Source organism: Ilumatobacteraceae bacterium, from assembly GCA_033344875.1.
Classification (GTDB): Bacteria; Actinomycetota; Acidimicrobiia; order Acidimicrobiales; family Ilumatobacteraceae; genus Ilumatobacter.
Map to the genome: position 1 here is coordinate 3,296,186 of JAWPMO010000001.1, position 22,228 is coordinate 3,318,413.

Below are 22,228 nucleotides of genomic sequence, written 5' to 3' on the forward strand. Positions count from 1 at the left end.
CGCCGCGGCTCGAGCCGATGTCGAACGCGGGCCGTGCCTACGCGGACGTCGAGCTGTTGAACTTCCGAATGCTCAGCCCGGCGAACACGACGATGATGCCGACCGACCACAGGATCGACCACAGCGCGTCGTTGCCGACCGGGTTGCCGTTGTACAGGGCCCGCGCCGCGTTGGTGACGATCGTGAACGGGTTGGCGTCGGCGACCGGTTGGAGCCAACCGGGCATCGACTCGGGGTCGACGAACGCCGACGACACGAAGGTCATCGGGAACATCCAGATGAAGCCGGCCGAGTTGGCGGCCTCGACCGAACCGACCGACAGACCCATCAGTGCCTGCACCCAGCTCAGGGCGTAGCTGAACAGCAGCAGCAGCAACGTGGCCAGCACCGCTTCGAAGAGGGATCCTTCGAATCGGAAACCGATCGGCCAGAACGACACGGCCAACATCACGAAGAACGTGAGGAGGTTGCGCACCAGGTCGCTCACCGTTCGCCCGATCAGCACCGCCGCACGCGACATGGGCAACGAACGGAGCCGGTCGACGAGACCCTTGCTGAGGTCTTCGGCGAGGCCGATGCCGGTGAACGCCGAGCCGAACACGAGCGACTGACTGAAGATGCCGGGGATCAGGAACTGGTCGTAGTTGGCGAACCCGTCGACCTGGATCGCGCCGCCGAACACGTACACGAACAGCACCACGAACATGATCGGCTGGATCGTGGCGAAGATCAGCAGCTCGATGTTGCGCGGGATGATGCGCAGGTGGCGCTCGGCTTCGACCCAGGAGTCGCGCAACGTCATCTCGACGGCGTTCATGTCGCCACCTCCTCGAGCTCGTCGCTGGTCGCTCGCCCGGTGAGGGTGAGGAACACGTCGTCGAGCGTCGGTCGCCGGACCTCGACGTCGAGCACGTCGATGCCGGCATCGTCGAGTGCCCGGATCACGCCGGGCACCACCCGGTCGCCGGACCGGATCGGCGCCGAGAACGAGCGCCCGTCGCCGCTGACCTCGACGTTTCCGGTGCACAAGGGGGCGAGGGTGGCGAGTGCACCCTCACGGTTCTCGGCGCGGGCGATCGAGACGCTCAGCCGGTCGCCACCGATGCGGTTCTTCAGCTCGTCGGAGGTGCCGTTGGCGATGACGGTGCCGGAGTCGATCACGATGATGCGCTCGGCGAGCCGGTCGGCCTCGTCGAGGTACTGCGTGGTGAGCAGGACGGTGGTGCCGTCTTGTTCGAGCTCTTCGATGAGGTCCCACATGGCCAGCCGGCTGCGCGGGTCGAGGCCGGTCGTCGGCTCGTCGAGGAACAGCACGGACGGCCGCGCGATCAGGCTCATCGCGATGTCGAGCCGTCGGCGCATACCGCCCGAGTAGCCCTTGACGACGCGGTCGGCTGCATCGACCAGGTCGAAACGTTGGAGGAGGTCGCGCGCCCGTGACTTCACGTCGCGGGTCGGCAGATGGAACAGCCGGCCGACGTACTCCATGTTCTCGCGACCGGTGAGGCGTTCCTCGACGGCGGCGTACTGACCGGTGAGCCCGATCCGTTCGCGGACACCGTGCGGGTCCGACAGGACGTCGACGCCGTCGATGGTCGCGTGCCCGGCATCGGGGCGGAGCAGGGTGGTCAACACGCGGACCGTCGTGGTCTTGCCCGCACCGTTGGGCCCGAGCAACCCGTAGATCGCCCCGCGCGGGACCTCGAGGTCGACACCGTCGAGGGCGAGCGTGTCACCGAATCGTTTCACGAGGCCACGTGCCTCGACTGCCAGATCTGTCATCCGCTCATCATGCCTGGCGGGTGTGGCAACCGTCGATGGAGTTCCGGGCCGGCGTGGGCAGCGCGGAATCGCCGGTCAGCGAGCGTGCAGGACGGACTGCGTCTGGGTGGTCTTGCCGACCAGGCGTTCGTCGACGCGCAGCTCGGTCTCGATCACGATGGTGGTCCGGCCGACGTGCAGCGGTGTGGCGGTCGCCGTGAGCGACGAACCCTCGCGGACCGCGCCCAGGAAGTTGGTCTTGGACTCGATCGTCGAGGTGCCGACCGCGCCCTCCGGAAGGTTGAGGAAGGCGCACGCACCGCCTGTGGCGTCGGCGAGGGCCATGACGGCCCCGCCGTGGAGCAGCCCGCCGGCGGTGCACAGCTCGGGGCGCCAGTCGAGGTGGGCCACGACCCGATCGGCGCCCGCCTCGGATCCGGTGATGCCGAGGGTCGCGCACAGCGGCATCGACGACTGGAGGAGTTGCGTCGGACTCATGCGGTCAACCTGTCTCGGGGAGTGCCGGTGCGGTCGGGTTGCCTCCGGCCGGCGCGGTCGTCGGGACGGCGCTCGCCACCATGTCGACACGCAGCGCCGGGTCGATCGACGCGGTCGCCTCGCCGCACCGGAACTGGAAGACGAATGAGGTGATGGCGTCCGATTCGGTCGGCGCGGTCCACAGGTACGTCCAGGGTGACGTGGTGGCACCGGTGTCGACCTCGCGGGATGCACCGTCGGCTTCGCTGGTGACCCGGACGATCACCGGGCTCGTCGGTCCAGCGGCGTCGCAGGTGCCGTCGAACCGGACCGTGCCTCCGGCCCCGACGATCGTCTGCGAGGCGACGACGGACGCGGCGACGACCGGCATGGTCGTGGTGGTCGCGGCGGTGGTGATCGTCGTGGTCGAGGTCGAGGTGGTGGTCGTGGTCGAGGTGGTGGTCGTGGTCGAGGTGGTGCTGGTCGTCGTCGGGACCGTCGTGCCGGCGGTCGTGGTGGTCGCTGTGGTCGGCGTCGTGGTGGTCGCGGTCGTGGTCGTGGTGGTGCTGGACGTCGAGGATGGTTCGTCGGGGGGATCGAGTTCGTCGTCGGCGACGGGGACCCCGTCGGCCGGCGTGGCGGCCAACAGGAACAGCCCGCATGTTGCGACCGCGGCGACGAGCGCGATCGAAGCCATCCCGCGCCACGGCGTCGTCATGCCGAAATCTTGACAGATCGGCCGCTCGACGTGGTGGAATCGCGGTGAGTGATACGGACCGTGGTGGACGGGGGTGTCAGACGCTGCGCGCCGCGTTGTCGAAGCGGGTGTACTGACCCAGGAAGACGAGCCGTTTGGTGCCGATCGGGCCGGCACGGTGCTTGGCGACGATCACCTCGGCCGAACCCTTGTCGGGCGAGTCGGCGTGGTACACCTCGTCGCGATAGAGGAACATGACGACGTCGGCGTCCTGCTCGAGTGATCCGGACTCGCGCAGGTCGCTGAGCATCGGTCGCTTGTCGGCCCGAGCCTCGAGCGAACGGCTGAGCTGGCTCGCGGCGACGATCGGTACCTCGAGTTCACGGGCGAGGATCTTCAGGTTTCGGCTGATCTCGCTGACCTCGAGCTGCCGGTTCTCGGAGTTGCCCGTGCCGCCCATCAGCTGGAGATAGTCGATGAGGATCAGGCCGATGCCGCCGAAACGCGCCTTGATGCGTCGGGCCTTGGCCCGGATCTCCATCACGGTCACCCGTGGGTTGTCGTCGAGGAACAGCGGCACCTCGAGCCGACCGATCGCCTTGCCGATCTTGGCCCAGTCGCTCTCGGCCAGTTTGCCCGTTCGGAGCTTGGTGCGATCGACACGCCCCTCGCCGGCGAGGATGCTCTGCGTCATCTCCTGGTGGCCCATCTCGAGCGAGAACATCAGCACCGGTTTGGCCGCCTGTTGCGCGACATGGGTCGCCATGCCGAGCAGGAAGCTCGACTTGCCCATGGCGGGCCGTGCTCCGACGATGTACAGCGCGTTGGGCTGCAGACCCGACAGCAGCTCGTCGAGGTCGGTGTACCCGCTGGGGACGCCGGTGATCGTGTCGCCACGGTCGTACGTCTCTTGGAGGTGGTCCATCACCTCGGGCAGCAGTTCTTCGATCGTCCGGGTCGAGTCGGTGACGCGCTGCTCGGCGACGTTGAAGATCTTGGTCTCGGCCTCGTCGAGCGCCTTGACGACGTCGTCGGGCTCGCTGTACGCCAGTTCGGCGATGTCGCCGGCTGCGTAGATCAGCTGCCGGAGGAGCGCGGTCTCCTGGACGATCTTGGCGTAGTGGCCGGCGGATGAGATCGCCGGGGTCGCGTTCTGGAGTTCGTGCAGCGCGCTCGGACCGCCGACCTCGTCGAGGAGCCCAGCGCGACGCAGTTCGTCGGCGACGGTGACCGTGTCGGCCGGCGCCGCGCTGGAGTACAGCGCCCGGATCGCGTCGAAGATGTGACGGTTCGCCGGACGGTAGAAGTCGGCGGGGGTGAGCCCCATCTCGCTGACGACGCCGATCGCGTCGCGCGACAGCAGCATCGCGCCGAGCACCGATTCTTCGGCGTCGATGTTGTGCGGTGGCACGCGCCCGCGGCTGCCGGACGAGGACCCCGACGAACGAGGCCCATCGGAGTGTCGAGGACCGCCGCCACCGAAACCGCCACCACCGTCGGTATCGATGGGGAAGTACTCGTCACCGGCCATGAGGCCACCATCCTGGCGGTGTTGCCCTGTGCGTTGAAAGGGGACAACGCAGCAATGACGTGGACAACCGAGAAATCCCGTGGATAAGACCACCCTGGTTGTGGACGTCCATGTGGACAAGCCTCGTCGCAGGGTGTGGCAGGGTGTGGCAGGGTGCCGCGGGCGGGAGTGCTAGGACACCCGTCGGAACAGATAGGCGAACGGCGACGTCGTGTAGGCGATGCCGCGCCCGAGTTCGTGGAGCAGCTCACGGGTGATCGGCGCCGGCCGCTTCGGCACCAGGTGTCGGCCGAGGTCGTCATCGGACACCCGGTACACGCCGTCGCGAGCCGTGACGACAGCCGCCAGCGCGTATCGGTCGTCGATCGACGCCATCGCCGCGTCGCCGTGGCTGGAGTTGACCAGCAACGTCCCGCCGATCCGCAGGTGGCGGGTGCAGTGCTCCGAGACGAAGCCGGCATAGAGCGAGATCAGGAGGTCGAATGCTTCGTCGGCGAGTGGGAGTTCGTCGGTGTAGTCGGCGTGGACGAACGCGATCGTGCGGGTTTGCGTCCCCACCTCGGCCTGCACGATCTGCTCGACACCCGCCCGGTCGCCGAAGAACCGGTTCGCCCGGCGATCGACATCGACGTAGGTGACGTCGGGGATCGAGAACGACGGAGCGATGTCGACGTAGCTGCCGGGATAGAGGGCCGACGTCGCACCGGTCGCCTCGGCGACGACCTCGAAGAGCCGCCGTCGATCGCCGACCGATCGATCCTGGCGCTCCCAGAGCTCGACGGTCGACTCCGGCATCGGCGTCAGGTCCGGAGGGCGGCGAGTTCGTCGAAGACGACGTCGAGGTTGCGCAGGCTGCGCCGCAGGTCGAACGCGTCGTCGAGCAGTTCGTTGGGCACCTCGTCGTCGGCCTCGAGCAGCGAGCGGAAGTCGGTGCCCTCGTCCCAGGCTCGCATCGCGTTGCGCTGCACGATCCGGTATGCGTCGTCGCGGCTCATCCCCGAGGCGACCAGTCCGAGCAGCACCGGCTGGCTGAACACGAGCCCGTAGCTGGCGTCGAGGTTGGCCTGCATGCGGTCCGGGAACACGACGAGATTCGACAGCAACCGACCCATGCGGCGCATCACGTAGTGGGCCATGTGTGATGAGTCGGGCAGCACCACACGTTCGACCGACGAGTGCGAGATGTCGCGCTCGTGCCACAGCGCGACGTCCTGCAACCCGGCGAGCAGGTTCGAACGCAGCACCCGCGACAGACCGGTGATGGTCTCCGCCGAGATCGGGTTGCGCTTGTGCGGCATCGCCGACGAACCCTTCTGACCCGGTTTGAATCCCTCCTGGACCTCGCGGACCTCGGTTCGTTGCAGATGGCGCAGCTCGACCGCCATCAGCTCGCAGGTGGCACCGATCGAAGCGCACGCGTAGAGGAACTCACCGTGGCGGTCGCGGGCGATCACCTGGGTGGCGGGGACGGGACGGAGTCCGAGTGCGTCGCCGACGAACCGCTCGACCGACGGTGCGATGTTCGAGTAGGTGCCGACGGCGCCCGAGAGCTTCATGACAGCGATCGACTCGCGAGCAGCCTGGAGTCGGGTGTGGTCGCGGTCGACCTGGAGCGCCCACAGGGCGAGCTTGGCACCGAACGTGGTCGGTTCGGCATGGACGCCGTGGGTGCGTCCGATCATCACGGTGTCGCGGTGCTCGTCCGCGAGGCCGAGGAGCGTCTGGAGCAGCCGCCCCGACTCGTCGATCAGGGCGTCGGCGGCGTCGGTCATCTGCCAGCACAGGACGGTGTCGCCGACATCGGACGAGGTCAGCCCGTAGTGGATCCACTTGCCGGCTTCCTCGGCGCCGCCGGCGGTGATCGAACCCTGGACGACGTCGACGAACGCGGCGACGTCGTGGTCGGTCACGGCCTCGCGTTCGAGGATCGCGGCGACGAACGCGTCGTCGGCGACCGGTGCGTTGGCGCGGCAGGCCGCCGCGTCGTCGGCCGGCACGACGCCGATCTCGACGTGCGCCTCGGTCGCCAAGAGTTCGACCTCGAGGTACCGCGCCCACTTCGACGTGTCCGACCAGACCGCCGTCATCTCGGGGGTGGAGTAGCGCGGGATCATCGGATTCCTCCGGTGCCGGTGCCGGTGCCGGTGCCGGTGCCGGTGACGCCGCCGTGTCGCGGTCTGGGGAGCGTGCGTCCCGGGTTCGCGACACGGTGGGGTCGGTGGCCGATCCCCGGGGAGCCGGCGGAGGACGTGGGTGCGTCGGCGGACGTCACGTCAGGCAGACCAGAGCAGGTAGTCGTCGCGTTCGGCGCCGACGCCCACCACGTTGACGGGCACGCCGACCTGTTGCTCGACCAGGGCGAGGAACGCCTTGGCCGCCGGCGGGAGTTCGCCGGTCTCACGGATCCGCGACAGGTCGGTCTTCCAACCGGGCAGCGTCTCGTACACCGGCTCCACCGCGCCGAGGACATCGGAGATGTCGGGGTAGTAGTCGATCGGTTCGCCGTCGAGGCGGTAGCCGGTGCAGACCTTGACCTCGTCGAACCCGTCGAGGATGTCGAGCTTGGTGAGCGCGATCTCGGTGAGGCTGTTGAGGCGGACGGCCTGGCGCAGCATCACGCAGTCGAGCCAGCCGGCGCGCCGTCGGCGGCCGGTCACGGTGCCGAACTCGCGGCCGACGTCGATCAGCGTCTCGCCGTCGTCGTCGAGCAGTTCGGTCGGGAACGGTCCGGCACCGACACGGGTCGTGTACGCCTTGGTGATGCCGACGATGCGGCTGATGTCGCGTGGGCCGAGTCCGCTTCCGGCGCAGGCGCCACCGGCGGTCGGGTTCGACGACGTCACATAGGGGTAGGTGCCGTGGTCGAGGTCGAGGAAGGTCGCCTGCGCGCCCTCGAGCAGGATCTCCGCGCCGCTCGCCAGCGCGTCGTGCAGCAGCGTGACGGTGTCGGCGACGTACGGCCGCAACCGCTCGCCGAACGCGACGAACCGGGCCACGATCTGGTCGACGTCGAGCGGCTCGCCGCCGGCGTGCTCGATCAGGGAGTTCTCGGCGATCGCGCGGGCGCGGACGGTGGCCGCGAACCGCTCGGGGTCGACGACTTCGCCGACGCGCACGCCGACGCGGCGCGCCTTGTCGGCGTAGGCCGGTCCGATGCCCTTGAGGGTGGTGCCGATCTTGTCGTCGCCGCGCATCGCCTCCGCGATCGCGTCGTGGGCCTGATGCCACGGGAAGATCAGGTGGGCGAGGGTCGAGACCTTGAGCTCGGCGCACGAGATGCCGCGGCCCTCGAGCGTGTCGATCTCGTTGAACAGCGTCGGCAGGTCGACGACGACACCGTTCGCGATCACGGGGACGACATGGTCGTACAGCACGCCGCTCGGGATGAGCTGGAGTGCGTATTTCTGATCGTCGACCACGACGGTGTGACCGGCGTTGTGACCACCCTGGTAGCGCACCACATAGGTGTGCTCCTTCGAGAGCAGGTCGATGATCTTGGCCTTGCCTTCGTCACCCCATTGGGCGCCGACGACGACGGTGACGGGCATGGGCACGCTCCCCGGAGAGTTCGGACTGGAACGTGGCATGACTCTACTCCGCACGATCCCGCAGCACCGCTTCCGCGGCCGGTTCTGAACGATTTGTCCGGTGTGCCCAGGGAGGAACCACCGCCACTGCGTCGGAGATCGGCCGGTACCGTGAGACGCGTGAGTGTGCTGCGGCTTCAACGGTGGTCGGACATGGACGAGACGGCTCGGGTCGCGCTCCTCGCCCGAGGGCTCGACGACATCTTCGAGCCCGGGCTCCGGGCGTCGATCGGCGGCCTGATCGACGATGTGCGCGAACGTGGCGACGACGCGGTCTGCGACGCGCTGGCCCGCTTCGACGGGATCGAGATCGAGCCCGACGGTCTGCGGGTGTCCGATGACGAGCTCGACTCGGCGAGGGTGTCCGACGAGGTCGACGCGGCGATCGACGATGCGATCGCCCATCTGCGGGCGTTCAACGAACAGCAACTCGCCCGATTCGACGACTGGTCGTTCGAGTCGGAACCGGGCTTGACCGTCGGCGAGAAGATCACACCGATCTCGTCGGCCGGCCTCTTCACGCCGTCGGGCAAGGCCAGCTATCCGAGTGTCACCTACCAACTCGCGGTGCCCGCCGTCGTCGCCGGCGTCCCCGCGGTCACCGTGGTCGTGCCGCCGGTGCCGGGTGGTTCGGGCGAGGTCGACCCGGCGGTCCGGGTCGTGTGCCGCAAGCTGGGGCTCCGCGACCTCGTGCGCGTCAACGGCCCGGCCGGGATCGCAGCGCTCGGGTTCGGCACGCACACGGTCTCCCGGGTCGCCAAGGTGATGGGGCCCGGCTCGCCGGCCGTCACGATCGCCCAGGTCGAGATGCAGCGACACGGCGTCTCGACGGTGATGCTGCTCGGTCCGACCGAGAGCGTCGTCATCGCCGACGAGTCGGCCGATCCGATGCGTCTCGCGGCCGACCTGCTGGTCGAGGCCGAACACGGCACCGACAGTTCCGTGGTCCTGCTGACCCCGAGCGCCGACCTCGTCGCGGCCACCGACGAGCACCTCGCACGACAGATCGATGAACTCCCCGAGGCGCGCGCCGAGGCGGCACGCGCCGCACTCGGGCCCAACGGCGGCGCCGTCGTGGTCGGTGACCTGGGCGTCGCCGTCGAGATCGCGAACGCGTACGCGCCCGAGCACCTGCAGGTCGCCGTCGCCGACGACCGGGTCGATGAGGTCGTCGGCGGACTGGTCAACGCGGGCGAGATCCTGATCGGCCAGCACACCCCGTTCAGCGCCGCGAACTTCGTGATCGGGTGCCCCGCCTCACTCCCGACGAGCGGGTTCGCGCACGTCAGTTCGGGGATCACCGCCGCGACGTTCCTCAAACGGACCGCGATCGCGCGGGCGGACCGGGTGGCGTTCGACCGCATGTCCGACTCGGTGATCGCGCTCGCCGACCACGAGGGTTTTCCGGCGCACGCGGCGGCGATCCACCGCCGCCGCTGACCCGATTCGACCACTCCCGGCGGGCGAAGGCGCGCACGTCGCGTGATCTGACCGCCGACGTGGCGTACGCTGCAACATGTGACGACCATTTTGCTGGTTGAGGACGACGAGCGGATCAGCGAGCCGCTGCTCCGGGTACTCGGCACCGAAGGGTTCGAAGCCGTCCACGCATCGAGCGGTCTCGAGGGTCTCGAGCTGCTGACCGCACGACGCCCGGACCTCATGCTGCTCGACCTCACGCTCCCCGACATCGACGGACTCGACGTGTGCCGCAAGGTCCGCGAGGAGCGACCGGAGCTGCCGATCATCATGTTGACGGCCCGCGCCGAGGAGATGGACGTGATCGTCGGTCTGGGTGCCGGCGCCGACGACTACGTGCCCAAGCCGTTCCGGCTCGCGGAGCTGGTCGCTCGGATCAAGGCCCGGCTCCGGGTCGCCGAAGCCGCGAACCAGATGCCGCGCGAGATCATCGGCGGCCCACTGCGCGTCAACACCGAGTCCCGTCGGGCGTACCTCGACGGCGACGAACTCGAACTGACGTCGAAGGAGTTCGACCTGCTCGCGCTGTTGATGAGCAAGCCGGACGCCACCTTCACCCGCGAACAGATCATGGCGTCGGTGTGGGACGAGAACTACTGGGGTTCGACTCGCACGCTTGACACGCACATCTCCACCCTCCGCCGCAAGATCGGCGACGACACGGATCCGCCGTCGCTGATCGTGACCGTCAGAGGTGTGGGATTCCGGTTCGAGGGCTGACCCGAACCGACCATGCGGCGTCGGCTCGTCATCTCCACGATCGCGATCGTGCTCGTCGTGCTCGGCGCGCTCGCCGTGCCGGTCGGCAAGATCGTGTTCGACGCCGCCGAGGAGCAGCTCAACGTCAGGCTGAACAGCGATGCGCAATCCCTGGTCGACGCCTGGGAGCGAGCGAGCGCTCGCGGTGAGGAACTGACCGACGGTGAACTCGTCGATCTGATCCTTCCCGGTGACGCGCTGGTGGTCATCGAGGACGACGGCGCCCGGGCGGTCCAGGACCTGGCGAGCGGCACCTCGTCCACCCGCAACGTCAAGCTCGCGGCGGCCGATGGCACGTCGTTCAGCCTGTCGACGGCCGCCGATCCGCTGAACGAGGACTTCCGCCGCCAGCTCCGGATCCTGCTCCTGCTCGCGCTGGGCGCGATCGTCGCCGCGGCCGGTCTGGCGGCGGTGCAGGCCCGACAGTTGGCGCGTCCACTCGAGCGACTGGCGTTGCGCGCCGGCCGGATCGGCGACGGCGACTTCAGCCGGCGACCGTTCACCCCGACGCACATCCCCGAGATCGACCACATCGGATCGTCGCTCGATTTGAGTGCGATGCGGGTCGAGACGATGTTGGCGAACGAGCGGCACTTCACCGCCGACGCGACCCATCAGCTCCGCACCGGGATCGCCGGGATCGCGATGCGCCTCGAGCTACTGAGCCTGCACCCCGATGCGCTGGTGGCGACCGATGCGTCCGAGGGCCTCCGTCAGACCGACCAGCTCAACGCGACGATCGACGACCTCCTCGCCGCGGCTCGGAACCGGACCACGAACGAGCGTGAGGTGTTCGACCTCGCCACGATCATCAACGACCACGCCGACGAATGGCAGCCGAGGTTCCAGGCGGTCCGCCGCCACATCTCGGTGATCACGTCCAACCCGGCACCGCCGGTGTTCGGGACGAAAGGGTTGACCGGTCAGGTGCTCGACATCTTGATCGACAACGCGCTCAAGCACGGTGCCGGTGCGGTCACATTGATGATCGACGGGCCGTCGGTCGTGGTGATCGACCAGGGTTCGGGCATGTCGAAGGCGCGACTGTCGTCGGTGTTCGACGGACCGGTCGATCCGTCGGCCAAGCACGGCCGCGGGCTCGCCCTGGCGCGGCGGTTGGCCCAGGTCGACGGTGGCGCGCTGTCGGTGGTGGGCAACAACCCGTTGCGACTGCGGCTCGAACTCGTCAGGGGCGACATCGGCCCGGTCGCCGGCTGAGTCGGTCGGCGGCACCGTCGGCACTGCCCCGAAAAAACCAGTCGCCGTCTCCAGAAGGCGGGATCTCTGGAGACGGCGAGCGGAAGGAAACGCCAACATCTTGGCGCACCCGACCTGGATCTGCCGACAACTCGATGTCAAGTCTCGGCAAAATGAGGGCGGAACCGGCGGGAGTGCGGCCGCCGGGGTGACGGCCGGGCCGTCAGGCCGGGTCGGGCGTCGATGCCGAGACCTCGAGCCGGCGATCGTCGGACTCGCCCGACGCATCGACGACGAGGGTGCCCCCGTCGGTGACGGCCCCGTCGAGGATCAGCAGGGCGGCGCGGTCGCCGATCTCGCGTTGGATCACCCGCTTGAGCGGCCGGGCACCGAACGCCGGATCGAAACCCAGCGCGGCGAGGACCGCCATCGCATCGTCGGACACCTCGAGCCCGATGCGTTGGTCGGTGAGCCGGGCGCGGAGCCGTTCGACCTGGATGGTCGCGATCTCGCGCACCGCCGCTTCGTCGAGCGACGCGAACCGGATGATGTCGTCGACCCGGTTGATGAACTCGGGCTTGAAGTGGTCGGCCGGGTCACCGGGCAGGTTCGACGTCATGATCAGCACCGTGTTGGTGAAGTCGACCGTGCGGCCCTGGCCGTCGGTGAGGCGACCGTCGTCGAGCACCTGGAGCAAGGTGTTGAACACGTCGGGGTGAGCCTTCTCGATCTCGTCGAGCAGCACGACCGAGTACGGGCGGCGGCGCACGGCTTCGGTGAGCTGGCCACCCTCGTCGTAACCGACGTACCCGGGGGGAGCTCCGATCAGGCGGCTGACGGCGTGCTTCTCCATGTACTCGCCCATGTCGATGCGGACCATCGCCCGCTGGTCGTCGAACAGGAACTCGGCGAGCGCACGCGCCAGCTCGGTCTTGCCGACGCCGGTGGGGCCGAGGAACATGAACGACCCGATCGGGCGATCGGGATCGGCGAGACCGGCCCGGCTGCGGCGGACGGCGTTGGCGACCGCCCGCACGGCGTCGTCCTGACCGATCACGCGCTCGTGGAGCGAGTCCTCGAGGTGGATCAGCTTGGCCATCTCCGACTCGATCAGCCGGCTGAGCGGCACGCCCGTCCACTTGGACACGACCTCGGCGATGTCTTCGGCGTCGACCTCTTCCTTGAGCATCCGTTCCGAACCCTGCAGCTCGTCGAGATGCGCGGTCGCCTCGTCGATCCGACGTTCGAGTTCGGGGATCCGGCCGTAGCGGATCTCGGCGGCGACGTTGAGGTCGGTCTCGCGCTCGAGCTGGTTGCGCAGGTGCTCGAGTTCTTCTTTCAGGTTGCGGATCGCGTCGATCGCCTGACGTTCGCCCTCCCAGTGCTGCTTCATCTCGGCCAGTCGGACGTTGAGGTCGGCGAGCTCGTCGTGGAGCGCATCGAGGCGTTCGCGCGAGATGTCGTCGCTCTCCTTCTCGAGCGCGACCTGTTCGATCTCGAGTTGGAGGATGCGTCGCTGCACGACATCGATCTCGGTCGGCATCGAGTCGATCTCGATCCGCAGCTTCGAGGCGGCCTCGTCCATGAGGTCGATCGCCTTGTCGGGCAGGAAGCGGTTGGTCAGGTAGCGGTTGGACAGCACGGCCGCGCTGACGAGCGCGGAGTCCTGGATCCGGACGCCGTGGTGCACCTCGTACCGCTCCTTGAGTCCGCGGAGGATGCCGACGGTGTCCTCGACCGAGGGTTCACCGACGTAGACCTGCTGGAACCGGCGCTCGAGCGCCGGATCCTTCTCGACGTGCTTGCGGTACTCGTCGAGCGTCGTCGCGCCGATCATGCGGAGTTCGCCACGGGCGAGCATCGGCTTGATCATGTTGCCGGCGTCCATCGCGCCTTCGGAACCGCCGCCGGCCCCGACGATCGTGTGGAGTTCGTCGACGAAGGTGATGACCTCGCCGGCGGCATCGGTGATCTCCTTGAGGACGGCCTTGAGCCGCTCCTCGAACTCGCCGCGGTACTTGGCCCCGGCGAGCATCGACGAGACGTCGAGGGAGATGAGCCGTTTGCCCTTGAGGCCCTCGGGCACGTCACCGTCGGAGATGCGGCGGGCGAGCCCCTCGACGATCGCCGTCTTGCCGACGCCGGGTTCGCCGATCAGCACCGGGTTGTTCTTCGTGCGACGGCTGAGCACCTGGATCACGCGGCGGATCTCGTCGTCGCGCCCGATGACCGGGTCGATCTTGCCTTCGGCGGCGCGAGCGGTGAGGTCCTGGCCGTACTTGTCGAGCGCGGCGAACTTCTCCTCGGGGTTCTGGTCGGTGACGCGGTGGCTGCCGCGCACCTCCTTCAGGACGCCGAGCAGCTCCTCGCTGCCGACGCCGAGTCGGTCGTTCATCGCCAGGAGCAGGTGCTCGACCGACAGGTAGTCGTCTTTGAGGTCCTTGCGGAACTGGGTCGCTCGGTCGGTGACGTTGTTGAGCTCGCGGCTCATCCGGGGTTCGTCACCACCGTGTGCCTGCGGGAGTCGTTCGATCGCCTCGGTCGCCCGGTCGCGCACCATGTTGGGCGCTTGGCCGAGTTTGGCGAGGACGGGTGCGACGACCGTGCCCTCCTGGGCGACGATCGCCGCGAGGACGTGGTCGGGGGTCAGCTCGGGGTTCGACTTGGCCTTGGCCAGGTCGATCGCGGCGGCAAATGCCTCTTGGGTCTTGACGGTCCAGGTCTTCGGGTCGAACGCCATGCGGTCAGTGTACGAGTCCCGACCGATCTTGACACGTGACGACTCAAGTTTTCTGACATCAGCGTTTCGGCGCGTTCGGCCTCAGCGGGTGCGGGACGGGCCGTGTCGCGGGTGTACGGCTGGGAATCTCAGGATCGCGACACGGCCGGGGTGAGCGCGATGGCCGCGTCTGGGGGTCAGCGGGTGGCGAGTTGGGTGGCGTCGAGTTCGTAGAGGGCGTCGGCATCGGCGGTGATCGCGGGCAGCAGCCCGGCGACCGTCGGCAAGATCTGCTCGCCGAAGAAGCGTGCGCTCGCCCGTTTGGCCACCGCATCGGCGTCGTCACCGGCGCCGAGCACACCCTTGGCCAGCAGACCGGCGCACACCGTGGTGCCGAGCAGACGCAGGTAGGGGCTCGAGCCTGCGAGCAGCGACCGGGGATCGCCGGGTGCGATGCGAACGAGGTGCTCGGTCGCCCGGCGGGCGTCGGCGACCGCGGTCCGCAGCCGCTCACCGAACGCACCCGTGTCGCCGGCGGCATCGAGTGCATCGGCCCGCGCGTCGAACTCGTCGAGCAGTTCGGTCACCACACCGCCCGACCGCATGCCGAGCTTGCGCCCGACCAGGTCGGCGGCCTGGATGCCGTTGGTGCCCTCGTAGATCGCCGCGATGCGCGCATCGCGGTAGTGCTGGGCGGCGCCGGTCTCCTCGACGTACCCCATGCCACCGTGGATCTGGAGGGCGAGCGACGTCATCTCGTTGCCGACGTCGGTGCACAGGCCCTTGCTGAGCGGGATCAACAGGTCGGCCAACTCCTGCCAGCTCCGCGCCTCGTCGACCTCGCCCGCCGCCCTGGCCGCGTCGGCCCGGTCGAGCGCGGCGGCATTCGTGTAGACCAGCGCCCGCATCCCGTCGATCCACGCGCGCTGCGTCATCAGCATGCGACGCACGTCGGGATGGTCGATGATCGGGCTCGACGCTCCGGCGGGGGCGCCGACCGCACGGCCCTGTTCGCGGTCCTGCGCGTACTGGAGCGCCTGCTGGTACGCACGCTCGCTGATGCACAAACCTTCCAGCCCGACCGAGAGCCGGGCGCTGTTCATCATCGTGAACATGTTGCGCATGCCCTCGTGCTCACCGCCGACGAGCCAGCCGATCGCGTCGTCGTAGGCCATCACGCACGTCGGCGAACCGTGGATGCCGAGCTTGTGCTCGATCGACACGCACGTGGCGGTGTTGCGGTCGCCGAGCGAGCCGTCCGCCTCGACCAGGTACTTCGGGACGACGAACATCGAGATGCCCTTGGTCCCCGGAGGCGAGCCGGGGGTGCGCGCCAGGACGAGGTGCACGATGTTCTCGGCGACGTCGTGCTCACCCCACGTGATGAAGATCTTCTGGCCGGTGATCGCCCACGAACCGTCGTCACGCGGCTGGGCCTTGGTCGCGACGGCGCCGACGTCGGACCCGGCTTGGGGCTCGGTGAGGTTCATCGTGCCGGTCCACTCGCCGGTCAGCATCTTCGGCAGGTACATCGCCTTCTGCTCGTCGGAGCCGTGGGCGTGGATCGCCTCGATCGCGCCCTGCGTGAGCAGTGGGCACAGCGACAGCGCCATGTTCGCCGAGGTGAGCATCTCCTGGACGGCGATCGCCGTGATCCAGGGGAAGCCGGCGCCGCCGTAGTCGGGGTCGAACGGCATCGCCCCGAAGCCCGATTCGACCCACTTCGCGTACGCGGGTGTGAAGCTGTCGGGGAGCGTCACGGTGCCGTCGTCGTGCCACGTGGCGCCGACCGTGTCGCCGTCACGGTTCGTCGGGGCGACGACCTCGGCCATCAGCCGGCCCACTTCGCCGAGCACGTCGTGGATCGTGTCGGGGTCGGCGTGACCGAACAGTTCGGTCGCCGCGATCTCATCGAGATCCGCGATGTGTTCCATCACGAATCGGATGTCGCGCAGTGGTGGTGTGTAGTCGCTCACGCCGAAAGGCTTCCACATCGTGACCACCGACCGAAACTCGGGTTTGATCCTGCGCGGGGACCCCCTGCTATGTTGCCCGCAACACGATCTGGTCTTGGGGAAGACACACAGGTCGTCGATGCATCGTAGGGGGATGAGATGACGCTGACCGAGCAATCGCAGCCGACGGGATCGGGCACCACTGGCGTGACCACGGTCGCGTCGCTGGCCAGGGACTGGGCCCGACGTGCCCCCGATCAGGTCGCCATGCGCGAGAAGGACTTCGGGATCTGGCGCGAGATCACGTGGGGCGCTCTGTGGGAGACGATCGAAGAGGTCGCGCACGGGCTGCTCGCCCTCGGGATCGAACCCGGCGACCGGGTCGCCATCCACTCGGAAGACCGGCCCGAGTGGGTGATCCTCGATCTCGCCACGGTCGCCGTCCGCGGCATCACGGTCGGCTTCTATCCCACCAACCCCGCCGCCGAGGTCAAGTACCTGCTCGACGACTGCGGTGCCGCCGTGCACTTCGCCGAAGACGAGGAACAGTACGACAAGGTCGACGAGATCGATCCCGCCGAGCTGCCGGGGCTCCGAACGATCCTGTTCGTCGAACCCCGCGGCATGGTCGGCAAGGACGACGAGCGGCTGCTGTTCTGGGACAGTCTGATCGAACTGGGTCGCGAGCACCGGGCCGCGCACCCCACCGCCGTCGCCGACCGGATGGCTGCCGCCACCGACGACGACGTGATGACGCTGGTGTACACGTCGGGCACGACCGGCCCGCCCAAGGGGGCGATGCTCACCAACAAGAACTCGGCATTCTGCATCGACAAGATCGTCAACGCCGACGAGCGTGTGCCGGGCGGTGCACCGACACCCAGCGACCAGATCGTCACCTACCTGCCGCTCTGTCACGTCGCCGAACGCATCTTCTCCACCTGGACGATGGTCGGAGCCGGTCCGGTGCTCAACTTCGCCGAGTCGATCGAGACCGTCAACGAGAACCTGCGCGAGGTGCAGCCGACGATCTTCTTCGCCGTCCCACGCATCTGGGAGAAGTTGCACGCGATGGCGCTCATCCGTGCGAACGACGCGACGTGGTTCAAGCGCAAGATGGTCGGGTTCGGGCTCAACCTGGCGTCACGGATCGGCAAGATCAAGGTCGCGAACCAGGGTGAGCACACCGTGACGTCACGCTTGCTCGCCGCCGTCGGGTGGGTCCTCGTGTTCCGGCCCCTGCGCGAGCGGCTCGGGCTCCGCCGCTGCCGCTACGCGAGTTCGGGTGCCGCCGCGATCGCGCCCGAGGTGCTCGAGTTCTTCATCGGGCTCGGCGTGCCCGTGTACGAGTTGTACGGCATGACCGAGAACTCGGCGATCGCGACCGCCAACTTCGTCGGCCGCATGAAGCTCGGCACCGTCGGCGAACCGTACCAGGGGATCGGGTTCCGGATCGCCGAGGACACCGGCGAGATCCAGACCCAGCACGACGGTGTCTTCAAGGGGTACTGGAACAAGCCCGACAAGACGGCCGAGACGTTCACGGCCGACGGCTGGTTGATGACCGGCGACGTCGGCGAGTGGGTCGACGGCACCCACGTGCGCATCGTCGATCGCATCAAACACATCATCATCACGAGCGGCGGCAAGAACATCTCGCCGTCCGAGATCGAGAACAGCCTCAAGACCTCGCCGTACGTCAACGAGGCGATGGTCGTCGGCGAAGGTCGCAAGTACCTGACCGCGTTGATCGGTATCGAGTTCGACACCGTCGGTGACTGGGCGCTGCGACGCGGCCTGCCGTACACCACCTACCGCGACCTCAGCGAGAAGCCCGAGGTGATCGAACTGATCGAACAGGTCGTCGCCCAGACGAACGAGAAGTTCGCCCGCGTCGAGAACATCCGCAAGTTCGCCCTCCTCCCGAAGGAGCTCGACCACGAGGACGGGGAATTGACCGCCACCCAGAAACTCAAGCGTTCGGCGATGATGGATTCGTTCGGCGACCTCGTGGAGTCGATGTACTGATGGCAAGACTCAAGTTCGACTCGACCGAGCCGAGTCACCTCGTCGGTCTGGCGCTGCTCGTCGGCGGCATCGTCTTCAGCGCCTACCAGCTCGCGACCGGCGCCGACATCTACTTCACGACCCTGCTCAAGTCGCTCGCGCTGGGGTCGGTGTACGCACTGATCGCACTCGGCTTCGTCCTGATCTTCAAGGCGACCGAGGTCGTCAACTTCAGTCAGGGTGCGCTGGCCATGATCGGCGCGCTGTTCATCTCGTTCATGGTCGCCGACGAGAACCTGCCGATCATCGGGTTCTTCTGGGAGATCCCGAACCCGATCTACCAGCTCGGCGGACCCGAGTGGATCCGATGGGGACTCAGCGTCATCGTGGCCCTGGGGTTCGCCGCACTGCTCGGCCTCGTGATCGAACGGGTGACGATCCGCCCGATGATCGGGCAGCCACTGTTCTCGGTGGCGGTGATCACGCTCGGGCTCGAGATCTCGCTGCGGGTGCTGGCCAACGATGCCGTCAAGATCAGCTTCCGCAGCGTCGACGCCCCGTGGGGCAATGGCGGCTTCAACATCGGCGCCGGGTTCGTCAACTGGTCGTACTTCGCGGCGATGATCACGGCCGCCGTCGCGTTCGTCGCGGTGTTCTTCTTCTACCGCTCACGGATGGGCATCTCGATGCGAGCCGTCGCCCGCGACCAGGAGGCCGCGATGGCCCAGGGCATCAACATCGGGCGCGTCTTCGCCATCGCGTGGGGTGCGGGTGCAGTGCTGGCGGCGCTCGGCGGTCTGTTCGCCACGCAGCAGCCGATCAAACAGACCGGTGCCATCGACCAGGACACGTCGTTGATCGCGTTCCGCGCCCTGCCCGCCGTCATCCTCGGCGGCCTCGACTCGGTGCAGGGCGCTCTGATCGGTGGCCTGATGGTGGGCACCGCCGAGATCTACGCCGGCCAGTACCTGTCGGGCTACACGTCGGTGCTCGGCTCCGGCTACCCGCTGATCGTGCCCTACGTGGTGATGATCATCGGGTTGCTCGTCAAACCCTACGGCTTGTTCGGCACGCCCGAGATTCGGAGGGTCTGAGTCATGTTCCTGCGACCGAATCTGTACACGTCGTATGAAGAAGAGACGCAGATGTTGCCGACCTACACCAAGAAGGTGTTGGCCGGCATCGCGATCATCGTGCTCTTCCTGATTCCCTTCGACGTGCCCTTGATCACAGCCTCGACCGATCTGCCGGTGTTGCGCAACATCCCGGTGATCTCCAACGGCATCCCGCCGCTGCGGTTCCTCGGCGACTCCTCGTGGCTCCGGGCGATGGACGAAGCGCTCATGTTCGCGATCGCCGCGCTGGGCCTCAACATCCTGACCGGCATGGCCGGACAGGTGTCGCTCGGCCATGCGTTCTTCATGGGGGTCGGTGCGTACACCGGTGCCGTCCTCGGCGGCGTCGCCACGTCGAGCGTGTGGGGCTGGAGCCTCCCGATCTGGATCTGGCTGCCGGGCGCCGGCATCGGTGCGGCGATCGTCGGCATCATCGTGTCGCCCGTCGCGGTCAAGCTCCGCGGGCTGTACCTCGCGATCGTGACGCTCGGGCTCGTGTTCATCGGCATCCACATGTCGAACACGAACTGGGGCAAGAAGCTCGCCGGTGACCCCGGCCTCGGCCGCGACTTCCCGACCTACGACATCCGGCTCTGGAAGGAGGAGACCCCGCTCGTCTCGATCGACGACGACGGCACGTGGTTCGGGTTCCTGGACGTGACCGACAACCAGAAGACGTACCTGTTCCTGGCGGTGCTGTTCCTGCTGTTCATCGTCCTGGCAAAGAACATCGCCCGCACCCGGACCGGTCGGGCGCTGCAGGCGATCCGCGACCGCGACATCGCCGCCGAGGTGATGGGCGTGCCCGAGTTCAAGTACAAGCTGATCGCCTTCGCGACCAGTTCGTTCTTCGCCGGCGTCGCCGGTGCGCTGTTCGCGTCGTTCGCGGGCAAGCTGCCTGCCAGTCAGTTCAGCCTGGCACTGTCGGTCGAGTTCATCGCGATCCTGCTGATCGGCGGCGTCGGCACGGTGAGCGGGACCGTCATGGGCACCTTCTTCGTCGTGCTGACGCCCAAATTCGTCGAGTCGTTCACCGAGTGGCTCGCCGACAAGACCGAGGGCGACGGTATCGGTGCCAAGGTCGCCGACGTGGTCATCTCCAACGGATCCGACCAGGGTCCGGTGTCGGCGGCGACCCAGACACCCGGGTATCCACTCAACGTGTTCGACTGGAACCTCGTGCTCTACGGCGCGCTCATCATCGTGTTCTTGATCTTCGAACCGCTGGGCCTGTACGGCATCTGGATCCGGATCCGCAACTACTGGAAGCGGTGGCCGTTCAGTTACTGAATCGTGACGTTCGGTCGACCGACCGGACGTCGACCCCTCACATGGGCCACCATGGGAGCGGGGACAACAGATGTGAGGCGACCAACCCGTCGCCTCCCAACCCAATACACAGGGGGAAATCATGAGAAAAGTGACCAAGGGGTTCGCCCCGCTGGTGGCGCTCGCACTCGTTGCAGCGGCATGCGGCGGCGACGACGACGCGGCCGACGAGCCATCAGAACCACCAGCAGAGGACACCGCCGACGAGCCCACCGGGGACACCGCCGACGAGCCGACCGAAGACACGGCCGACGAGCCGACCGAAGACACGGCCGACGAGCCGACCGAAGACACGGCCGACGAGCCGAGCGAGGACACCGGTGGGCAAGAGCCGGCCGAGGAGATCGTCACCGATTTCGGCGTGACCGAGGACACCATCAGGATCGGCCTCAACGCCGACCTCTCGGGTCTTTTCGCTCCGCTCGTTACCCAGATCACCGATGCTCAGCAGGTTTTCTGGGAGATCGTGAACGACAACGGAGGTATCGCCGGTCGCCAGGTCGAGCTGGTCATCATCGACAACGCGTACGACGTGCCGACGCACCTCGAGAACTATGCGGAGATGGCCGACGAGAGTGAGGAAGGCGTCATCTTCTTCAGCCAGTCGACCGGCTCGCCGCACACCGCGGCGACCGCCGAAGATCTCGTCGACGACGACCTCATCGCGATCCCGCTGTCGTGGTACTCCGGGTTCGCCGACCCGGGGATCGGCCAGAATGTCATGGAGCTCTACACCAACTACTGCATCGAAGCCATGAACGGCATCGAGTATCTGGCGGGCGAGAACGGTGCCACGACACTCGGCATCGTCTCGTTCCCGGGCGAGTACGGCCAGGACGGTGCGCAGGGCGCCAAGATCGCCGCCGAGGCGCTCGGCCTCGAGATCGTGTACGACGGTGAAGGCGCCGTGGTGCCCGGCTCCGATCAGACCCCGGTCATCACCGAACTGGTCGCCGCCGATCCTGACCTGGTCTGGGCGACGCTGAACCCGACGACGCTCGCCGAGGTGCTCGGCGGTGCGTACCAGCAGGGCCTCCGGGCCCTCTGGTCGGGCAACTCGCCGACCTGGAACTACCAGTTGCTGGCGACCGATCTCGGCCCGATTGCGGATGAGGTGTTTCACTACTCGACGTACACCGCGCTGTGGGGCGCCATCGATTCACCAGGCATGACCGAGATGATCGAGGGCATGCGGGCCAAGCGACCCGACGCCGTCCTCTCGGACACCTACATCGTCGGCTGGACCGAGGGTCTCGCCACGAAGGCAGTGCTCGAACAGGCCGCGGCCAACGGCGACATGACCCGAGCCGGCGTCGTGAAGGCGTTCAACGAGGTCGAGGTCGACATGAAGGGCCTGGCCCCTGACCAGAGCTGGTTCGGTGAGCCGAACGACTTCATCGTGCGTGAGTCGTACATCTACGACGTCGTGCTCGACGAGTTCGATGCCGGCGCCACCGTCAGCGACGACGACGTCGGAACCGGTCATGTTCTCGAGGTCGGCCCGTACTCGGGCAGCATCGCCGAGGGCTACGACTTCCAGGAAGCCTGCTTCAGCGGCTGACCTGACCGGCACATCATCACTGAGTGAGTCGTCGGGGCGGGATGCCGATCCCGC

At 67.6% G+C, this 22,228-nt stretch carries 17 protein-coding genes; 7 read left to right on the forward strand and 10 right to left on the reverse strand.

What is annotated here, in order from left to right; all coding sequences use genetic code 11:
- Positions 1 to 37 precede the first annotated feature (37 nt).
- The 8 genes from R8G01_15570 to R8G01_15605 form a co-directional block, all read right to left on the reverse strand.
- Positions 38 to 817 carry an ABC transporter permease gene (locus tag R8G01_15570; GenBank protein MDW3215420.1) on the reverse strand — a complete coding sequence of 260 codons (780 nt, stop codon included), beginning with the start codon at positions 815 to 817 and terminating at the stop codon, positions 38 to 40.
- Positions 814 to 1,782 carry an ATP-binding cassette domain-containing protein gene (locus R8G01_15575; protein MDW3215421.1) on the reverse strand — a complete coding sequence of 323 codons (969 nt, stop codon included), beginning with the start codon at positions 1,780 to 1,782 and terminating at the stop codon, positions 814 to 816. Before R8G01_15575 ends, R8G01_15570 begins: the two co-directional genes overlap by 4 nt.
- Before the next feature lie 75 nt (positions 1,783 to 1,857).
- Complete coding sequence (locus R8G01_15580) at positions 1,858 to 2,259, reverse strand: PaaI family thioesterase (GenBank protein MDW3215422.1); 402 nt, start codon at positions 2,257 to 2,259, stop codon at positions 1,858 to 1,860.
- A 4-nt stretch (positions 2,260 to 2,263) separates the two neighbouring features.
- Entirely contained in the window at positions 2,264 to 2,956 is a 693-nt protein-coding gene (locus tag R8G01_15585) for a hypothetical protein (protein MDW3215423.1), read from the reverse strand.
- 76 nt (positions 2,957 to 3,032) lie between these two features.
- Positions 3,033 to 4,466, reverse strand: a complete 1,434-nt coding sequence (gene dnaB / locus R8G01_15590; GenBank protein ID MDW3215424.1) for a replicative DNA helicase — start codon at positions 4,464 to 4,466, stop codon at positions 3,033 to 3,035.
- A 171-nt stretch (positions 4,467 to 4,637) separates the two neighbouring features.
- Positions 4,638 to 5,261: a hypothetical protein gene (locus R8G01_15595; protein MDW3215425.1), complete on the reverse strand. Its 624-nt coding sequence runs from the start codon at positions 5,259 to 5,261 to the stop codon at positions 4,638 to 4,640.
- 5 nt (positions 5,262 to 5,266) lie between these two features.
- Positions 5,267 to 6,580 carry an adenylosuccinate lyase gene (purB, locus tag R8G01_15600; GenBank protein ID MDW3215426.1) on the reverse strand — a complete coding sequence of 438 codons (1,314 nt, stop codon included), beginning with the start codon at positions 6,578 to 6,580 and terminating at the stop codon, positions 5,267 to 5,269.
- A gap of 159 nt (positions 6,581 to 6,739) precedes the next feature.
- On the reverse strand, positions 6,740 to 8,014 hold the full coding sequence (locus R8G01_15605; GenBank protein MDW3215427.1) for an adenylosuccinate synthase: 1,275 nt from the start codon (positions 8,012 to 8,014) through the stop codon (positions 6,740 to 6,742).
- 192 nt (positions 8,015 to 8,206) lie between these two features.
- On the opposite strand from R8G01_15605, the gene hisD reads away from it, so the two are divergent.
- The 3 genes from hisD to R8G01_15620 all read left to right on the forward strand — a co-directional run bounded on the left by hisD (position 8,207) and on the right by R8G01_15620 (position 11,509).
- Positions 8,207 to 9,493, forward strand: a complete 1,287-nt coding sequence (gene hisD / locus R8G01_15610; GenBank protein MDW3215428.1) for a histidinol dehydrogenase — start codon at positions 8,207 to 8,209, stop codon at positions 9,491 to 9,493.
- A 78-nt stretch (positions 9,494 to 9,571) separates the two neighbouring features.
- Complete coding sequence (locus R8G01_15615) at positions 9,572 to 10,252, forward strand: response regulator transcription factor (GenBank protein ID MDW3215429.1); 681 nt, start codon at positions 9,572 to 9,574, stop codon at positions 10,250 to 10,252.
- Positions 10,253 to 10,264: 12 nt separating this feature from the next.
- Positions 10,265 to 11,509, forward strand: coding sequence for a HAMP domain-containing sensor histidine kinase (locus R8G01_15620; GenBank protein MDW3215430.1), 1,245 nt, complete (start codon positions 10,265 to 10,267; stop codon positions 11,507 to 11,509).
- A gap of 202 nt (positions 11,510 to 11,711) precedes the next feature.
- Here the strand turns inward: R8G01_15620 and R8G01_15625 are convergent, their stop codons facing one another.
- Positions 11,712 to 14,228 (reverse strand): AAA family ATPase, encoded by a 2,517-nt coding sequence (locus R8G01_15625; GenBank protein MDW3215431.1) that lies wholly within the window; start codon positions 14,226 to 14,228, stop codon positions 11,712 to 11,714.
- 176 nt (positions 14,229 to 14,404) lie between these two features.
- Positions 14,405 to 16,183 (reverse strand): acyl-CoA dehydrogenase, encoded by a 1,779-nt coding sequence (locus R8G01_15630; GenBank protein MDW3215432.1) that lies wholly within the window; start codon positions 16,181 to 16,183, stop codon positions 14,405 to 14,407.
- 138 nt (positions 16,184 to 16,321) lie between these two features.
- Here R8G01_15630 and R8G01_15635 point away from each other — a divergent pair, with 138 nt between their 5' ends.
- The 4 genes from R8G01_15635 (at position 16,322) to R8G01_15650 (ending at position 22,174) form a co-directional block, all read left to right on the forward strand.
- Positions 16,322 to 18,190: an AMP-binding protein gene (locus R8G01_15635; GenBank protein ID MDW3215433.1), complete on the forward strand. Its 1,869-nt coding sequence runs from the start codon at positions 16,322 to 16,324 to the stop codon at positions 18,188 to 18,190.
- Positions 18,190 to 19,263, forward strand: coding sequence for a branched-chain amino acid ABC transporter permease (locus R8G01_15640; GenBank protein MDW3215434.1), 1,074 nt, complete (start codon positions 18,190 to 18,192; stop codon positions 19,261 to 19,263). The genes R8G01_15635 and R8G01_15640 overlap by 1 nt, the downstream gene beginning before the upstream one ends.
- 3 nt (positions 19,264 to 19,266) lie before the next feature.
- A complete protein-coding gene (locus R8G01_15645) occupies positions 19,267 to 20,574 on the forward strand; it encodes a branched-chain amino acid ABC transporter permease (GenBank protein ID MDW3215435.1) in 1,308 nt (435 codons plus the stop codon).
- 121 nt (positions 20,575 to 20,695) lie between these two features.
- Positions 20,696 to 22,174: an ABC transporter substrate-binding protein gene (locus tag R8G01_15650; protein MDW3215436.1), complete on the forward strand. Its 1,479-nt coding sequence runs from the start codon at positions 20,696 to 20,698 to the stop codon at positions 22,172 to 22,174.
- Positions 22,175 to 22,228 lie beyond the last annotated feature (54 nt).